Genomic DNA, 5,920 nt, shown 5'->3' with positions numbered 1-5,920 from the left:
GTCCGGGGCGGAGCCCCGGTTTCGGGAAGGGGCGGGGCGGGGGAAGGGGCCCGCCGCAGGCGGAGTGGTCAGGAGCGGAGGGCCGCGATGGCTTCGGCGAGAGCGGAGGGGACGTCCTCGACCAGCGCGTGCGCGCCGTCGCGGACGATGTGGCGGCCGCCCACCACCGTGTGGCGGATGTCCGACGCCGTGGCGGCGAAGACGGCCGTCTCCGCGCCCAGCCGCGGCAGCGCCCCCGCCGTGCGTACGGAGTCCAGCGCGACGGTGGTGAAGTCCGCCGGCGCGCCCGCCTCCAGACGGCCCGCGTCCGGCCGGCCGAGGGCGGCATGACCGTCCGCGGTGGCCGCGGTCAGCAGGGCGTTGGCCGTCCAGTGCCCCCGCGTACGACTGCTGAGCCGCTCGTTGAGTTCCATCGCCCGCGCCTCCTCGAGCAGGTCGATCACGGCGTGGCTGTCGCTGCCGAGCGAGAGCGGACTGCCCGCGCGCTGGAGGCGGGTGGCCGGGCCGATGCCGTCGGCGAGGTCGCGTTCGGTGGTGGGGCACATGCAGGTGCCGGTGGTGGTGGAGCCGAGGAGGGCGATGTCGGCGTCCGTGAGGTGCGTGTTGTGCACGCCGGTGGTGCGGGGGCCGAGCACCCCGTGGTCGGCGAGCAGCTGCGTCGGCGTGCGCCCGTGGGCGGCCTGGCAGGCGTCGTTCTCGGCGGTCTGCTCCGAGAGGTGGACGTGGAGCGGGGCCCGCCGCTCCTCGGCCCAGCGGGCCACGGTGGCGAGCTGCCCCGCCGGCACCGCGCGGACCGAGTGGACCGCCGCGCCGATCAGGGCGTGTTCGCGGGGCTTGAGGGCCGAGACCCGCTCGGCCCAGGCCTCCGCGGTGCCGTCGGAGAAGCGCAGCTGGTGGGGTTCGGGGGCCTGTCCGAAGCCGGAGGACAGGTACGCCGTGTCCAGGAGGGTGATCCGGATGCCGGCCTCGGCGGCGGCCTCGATCAGGGCCTCGCCCATGGCGTTGGGATCGGCGTAGGGGGTGCCGCCCGGCGCGTGGTGGACGTAGTGGAACTCGCCGACGTTGGTGATGCCGGCCAGCGCCATCTCGGCGTAGACGGCCCGGGCGAGCGCGAAGTAGCTCTCGGGGGTGAGGTTCTGGGCGACCTTGTACATGAAGTCGCGCCAGGTCCAGAAGGTGCCGGAGCCGACCTGCACGGTGGAGCGCAGGGCCCGGTGGAAGGCGTGGCTGTGCGCGTTGGCGAGGCCGGGGAGCGTCAGTCCGCGCAGGATCTCTGCGCCCGGGGGCGGGGTCTCGTACCCGGGACCGGTCCGCAGGGCGCCGATCCGCCCGTCTTCGGTGACCTCCAGGGCCACGCCCGGCTCGACATGGGTGCCGAGCCAGGCGTGCTCCAGCCAGTACGTCTTCATCGGCACGCGAGGCCTTCCAGTACGTCGGCGAGGGCGAGGACGCCGGCGACGCAGTCGTCCTCGTCGGCGGACTCCCGCGGGGAGTGGGAGACGCCGGTGGGGTTGCGTACGAACAGCATCGCGGTCGGGACGGCCGCCGAGAGGATTCCGGCGTCGTGTCCCGCACCCGTGCCGAGGACGGGGACGGCCCCGCCCAGGATGCGGTTGAGCTCGTCGCGCAGGGCGTGTTCGAACTCCACGACCGGGGTGAAGGACTCCCGGACGATGTCCAGGTCGATCCCGTCCCGGTCGGCGTGCTCGCGGGCGGCCTTCTCGACCGCGGTCACGACCGTGTCGAGGGTGGCCTGGTCGGCGGCCCGGGAGTCGAGCCAGCCGCGCACGAGGGACGGGATCGCGTTGACCCCGTTGGGCTCGACGGAGATTTTCCCGAAGGTGGCCACGGCCCCCGCGAGGGCCGCCTCCGCGCGGGCCGCGAGCACGGTCTGCGCGTACGTGAGCATCGGGTCGCGGCGGTCCACCAGGCGGGTGGTGCCCGCGTGGTTGGCCTCGCCGCGGAAGTCGAACCGCCAGCGGCCGTGCGGCCAGATCGCCGAGGCGATGCCGACCCGGTCCCCGGACAGGTCCAGGGCGCGGCCCTGTTCCACGTGCAGTTCGACGAACGCGCCGATGCGGGCGAGGCGTTCGGGGTCGGCCCCGATGGTCTCGGGGTCGTACCCGGCGGCCTCCATGGCCCGGGGCAGGCTGACGCCGTCCGCGTCGCGGAGCTCGTACGCCTTCTCCTTGGTCAGCTGTCCGGCGGCCAGCCGGGAGCCGACGCAGGCGAGGCCGAACCGGGCCCCTTCCTCGTCACCGAAGTTGGTGATGGCCAGCGGCCTGGAGAACTCCGCTCCCCTCCTGCGGAGTTCGTCCAGGGCCGCGAAGGAGGACACCACTCCGAGGGGGCCGTCGAAGGCCCCGCCGTCGGGTACGGAGTCCAGGTGCGAGCCGGTGACGACGGCGTCCCCCGCGAGGGGGTCGCCGAGCCAGGCCCACTGGTTGCCGTTGCGGTCGGTCTCGTACGCGAGCCCGCGCGCCTCGGCCTGCGCCTGGAACCAGGTCCGGCAGTCGGCGTCGGCGCCGGTCCAGGCGTAGCGGCGGTAACCGCCGCTGCCCGCGTCCCGGCCGATGGGCCGGAGCTCGGCCCACATGTCGTGGAACGAGGCTCCGGCGGCGGCTTCCTGGGTCACGCCGGGTCACCCTCGCGCATCGGGATGCGGACGCCGCGCTCGTCGGCCACCGTCTCGGCGATGTCGTAGCCGGCGTCGACGTGGCGGATGACGCCCATGCCGGGGTCGTTGGTCAGGACGCGGCGGATCTTCTCGCCGGCGAGCTTGGTGCCGTCCGCGACCGTGACCTGGCCCGCGTGGATGGAGCGGCCCATGCCGACGCCGCCGCCGTGGTGGATGGAGACCCAGGAGGCGCCGGAGGCCACGTTGACCATGGCGTTGAGCAGCGGCCAGTCGGCGATCGCGTCGGAGCCGTCGAGCATGGCCTCGGTCTCGCGGTACGGGGAGGCCACCGAGCCGCAGTCGAGGTGGTCGCGGCCGATGACCAGCGGCGCGGCGAGGGTGCCGTCGGCGACCATCTCGTTGAAGCGCTCGCCGGCCTTGTCGCGCTCGCCGTAGCCCAGCCAGCAGATGCGCGCGGGCAGGCCCTGGAAGTGGACGCGCTCGCCGGCCATCTTGATCCAGCGGTGCAGGGACTCGTTCTCGGGGAAGAGCTCCAGCATCGCCTTGTCGGTCTTGTGGATGTCCGAGGCCTCGCCGGACAGCGCCGCCCAGCGGAAGGGGCCCTTGCCCTCGCAGAACAGCGGGCGGATGTAGGCCGGGACGAAGCCGGGGAAGGCGAACGCGCGGTCGTAGCCGGCCAGCTGGGCCTCGCCGCGGATGGAGTTGCCGTAGTCGAAGACCTCGGCGCCGGCGTCCATGAAGCCGACCATGGCCTCGACGTGCTTGGCCATGGACTCGCGGGCGCGGGTGGTGAAGCCCGCCGGGTCCTTGGCGGCGTAGGCGGCCATGTCGTCGAAGTCGACGCCGGTCGGCAGGTAGGCGAGCGGGTCGTGCGCGGAGGTCTGGTCCGTCACGATGTCGATCGGCGCGCCCTCGGCGAGCATCTGCGGGAGCAGGTCGGCGGCGTTGCCGAGCAGGCCGATGGAGAGCGGCTTGCGGGCGTCGCGGGCCTCGACGGCGAGCTGCAGCGCGTGGCGCAGGTTGTCGGCCTTGACGTCGAGGTAGCGGTGCTCGATGCGGCGGTCGATGGCGCGCGGGTCCACGTCGATGCAGATGGCGACGCCGTCGTTCATCGTCACGGCCAGCGGCTGGGCGCCGCCCATGCCGCCGAGGCCGGCGGTGAGGGTGATGGTGCCGGCGAGGGTCCCGTTGAACTTCTTGGCGGCGACGGCCGCGAAGGTCTCGTAGGTGCCCTGCAGGATGCCCTGGGTGCCGATGTAGATCCACGAACCGGCCGTCATCTGGCCGTACATGGTCAGGCCCAGGTTCTCCAGGCGGCGGAACTCCTCCCAGTTGGCCCAGTCGCCGACCAGGTTGGAGTTGGCGAGCAGCACGCGCGGCGCCCACTCGTGCGTCTGCATGACGCCGACCGGGCGGCCGGACTGCACGAGCATCGTCTCGTCCTGCTTGAGGGTCTGCAGGGTGCGGACCATCGCGTCGTACGAGCGCCAGTCGCGCGCGGCCTTGCCGGTGCCGCCGTAGACGACGAGCTTGTCGGGGTGCTCGGCGACCTCGGGGTCGAGGTTGTTCTGGAGCATCCGCAGCGCGGCCTCCTGCTGCCATCCCAGGGTGCTCAGCTCGGTACCTCGTGCGGCCCGTACGGGGCGGGGTCCTGACATGGCGGTGCCTCCTCCGATGTTGGTCAATCCATTCACATCCTCGCGCCCTGAATAGATTCAGTCAACAGCTGCGGGCGGCCGCGCCGGATGATGGGATGGCGGACATGGCAGTCGAAACGCGCGCGCACGCAGCCGATGCCGCCGCCGAGCGGCGCGACCGGGCCGTACGGGCCGCCGTGGAACAGGGCCTGATCGACGAGGACTCGCCCCTGGTCTGCCTCCTCGACGTGGCCGGCATCCGCGCCTCCGCGGCCGCCCTGACCAGCGCTTTCACCGAGGCCCTCGCCCCTGGCACCCCCGTCCTGCACGCCTTCGCGGTCAAGGCCGCACCGCTCGTGCCGGTCCTGCGGCTGCTCGCCGACGCGGGGATCGGCTGCGAGGTGGCCAGCCCCGGCGAGCTGGCCCTGGCCCGTGCGGCCGGGGTCGCGCCGGAGCGGACGGTCCTGGACTCCCCCGCCAAGACGGCCGCCGAACTCCGCGAGGCCCTCGCCCTGGGCATCTCCGTCAACGCCGACAACCGGCAGGAGCTGGAGCGGCTGGACGCGCTCGTCTCCTCGGCCCCCGCGCCCGTCCGGTCCCCGATCGGCGTACGGGTCAACCCGCAGACCGGCGCGGGCGCCATCGACGCCCTCTCCACCGCCACGGCGACCTCGAAGTTCGGCATCGCCCTGCGCGATCCGGGCGCGCGCGCATGGCTCGTACGGGCCTACGTGGACCGGCCCTGGCTCACCCGGCTGCACACCCACTCGGGCTCCCAGGGCGTTCCGCTGCCGCTGATCGCCGAGGGGGTACGGGAACTGCACGCGCTGGCCGAGGAGATCAACGCGGCGGCCGGGCGGCGGCAGGTCGACACCCTGGACATCGGCGGCGGCCTGCCGGTGGACTTCTCCTCGGACACCGCGGCCCCCACCTACGCGGAGTACGTGGCGGCCCTGCGCTCGGCCGTCCCGGCACTCTTCTCCGGCGCGTACGGGCTGGTCACCGAGTTCGGGCGGTCGCTGCTGGCCAAGCACGGGCTGGTGCTGTCGCGGGTGGAGTACACGAAGACGGCCGGCGGCCGGGCGATCGCGCTCACGCACGCGGGGGTCCAGGTGGCCACCCGCACGGTGTACGCCCCGGCGGCGTGGCCGCTGCGGATCCTCCCGTACGACGCGAAGGGCGCTCCGCTGACGGGCCCGTCCGTCGCCCAGGACATCGCGGGGCCGGCGTGCTTCGCCGGCGATCTGCTGGCGGCGGGGCGGGAGCTGCCGCTCCTCTCCCCGGGGGACCTGGTCGCCATCCCCGACACGGGGGCGTACTTCTTCACCGCCCACTACGGCTACAACAGCCTCCCGAGGCCGGCGATCCACGGCTTCACGGTGCCCCCGGCGGGGGATGTCCGCTTCGCCCTGGCCCGCGGCGCGCAGCCGCTCTCCGCGATCGTCGCGGAGGCGGGCGGTTCCACCCCCGACGCCCTCCTGTAGCCGGCGCGGCCGCCCCCGACGCCCCTCCGGGCACCGACCGACCGCGCCACCGGCCCCGGCCCGGCTGCGGACATCCCGCTGCGCGGAACAGAGTCCCCTACCCGCCCTTCCACCGTTCCCCGGGCTGCGCCCGGACCCCCTGGGGCTCCGCCCCAGACCCC

Annotated in this window: 4 protein-coding genes; 1 reads left to right on the top strand and 3 read right to left on the bottom strand. The window is 74.0% G+C overall.

The window, feature by feature from the left end; genetic code table 11:
* Window positions 1-68 precede the first annotated feature (68 nt).
* From ACWGDE_RS35145 to hutU, 3 genes are read right to left on the bottom strand one after another with little or no spacing between them, the layout of a single operon-like run.
* Window positions 69-1,409 (bottom strand): formimidoylglutamate deiminase, encoded by a 1,341-nt coding sequence (locus ACWGDE_RS35145; RefSeq protein ID WP_453393124.1) that lies wholly within the window; start codon window positions 1,407-1,409, stop codon window positions 69-71.
* Complete coding sequence (locus ACWGDE_RS35140; protein ID WP_453393123.1) at window positions 1,406-2,596, bottom strand: allantoate amidohydrolase; 1,191 nt, start codon at window positions 2,594-2,596, stop codon at window positions 1,406-1,408. The genes ACWGDE_RS35145 and ACWGDE_RS35140 overlap by 4 nt, the downstream gene beginning before the upstream one ends.
* Window positions 2,597-2,631: 35 nt before the next feature.
* Window positions 2,632-4,296, bottom strand: coding sequence for a urocanate hydratase (gene hutU / locus ACWGDE_RS35135; protein ID WP_453393122.1), 1,665 nt, complete (start codon window positions 4,294-4,296; stop codon window positions 2,632-2,634).
* A 104-nt stretch (window positions 4,297-4,400) separates the two neighbouring features.
* On the opposite strand from hutU, the gene ACWGDE_RS35130 reads away from it, so the two are divergent.
* Window positions 4,401-5,759 (top strand): diaminopimelate decarboxylase, encoded by a 1,359-nt coding sequence (locus ACWGDE_RS35130; RefSeq protein WP_453393121.1) that lies wholly within the window; start codon window positions 4,401-4,403, stop codon window positions 5,757-5,759.
* Window positions 5,760-5,920: the final 161 nt, after the last annotated feature.

This window comes from Streptomyces sp. NPDC054956 (assembly GCF_053609185.1).
This window is presented reverse-complemented; position numbering and strand designations above follow the sequence as displayed.

Coding starts and splice junctions, on each gene's coding strand:
- hutU (WP_453393122.1), bottom strand. CDS start 4,296: ATGTCAGGACCCCGCCCCGTACGGGCCGCACGAGGTACCGAGCTGAGC.
- ACWGDE_RS35130 (WP_453393121.1), top strand. CDS start 4,401: ATGGCAGTCGAAACGCGCGCGCACGCAGCCGATGCCGCCGCCGAGCGG.
- ACWGDE_RS35145 (WP_453393124.1), bottom strand. CDS start 1,409: ATGAAGACGTACTGGCTGGAGCACGCCTGGCTCGGCACCCATGTCGAG.
- ACWGDE_RS35140 (WP_453393123.1), bottom strand. CDS start 2,596: ATGTGGGCCGAGCTCCGGCCCATCGGCCGGGACGCGGGCAGCGGCGGT.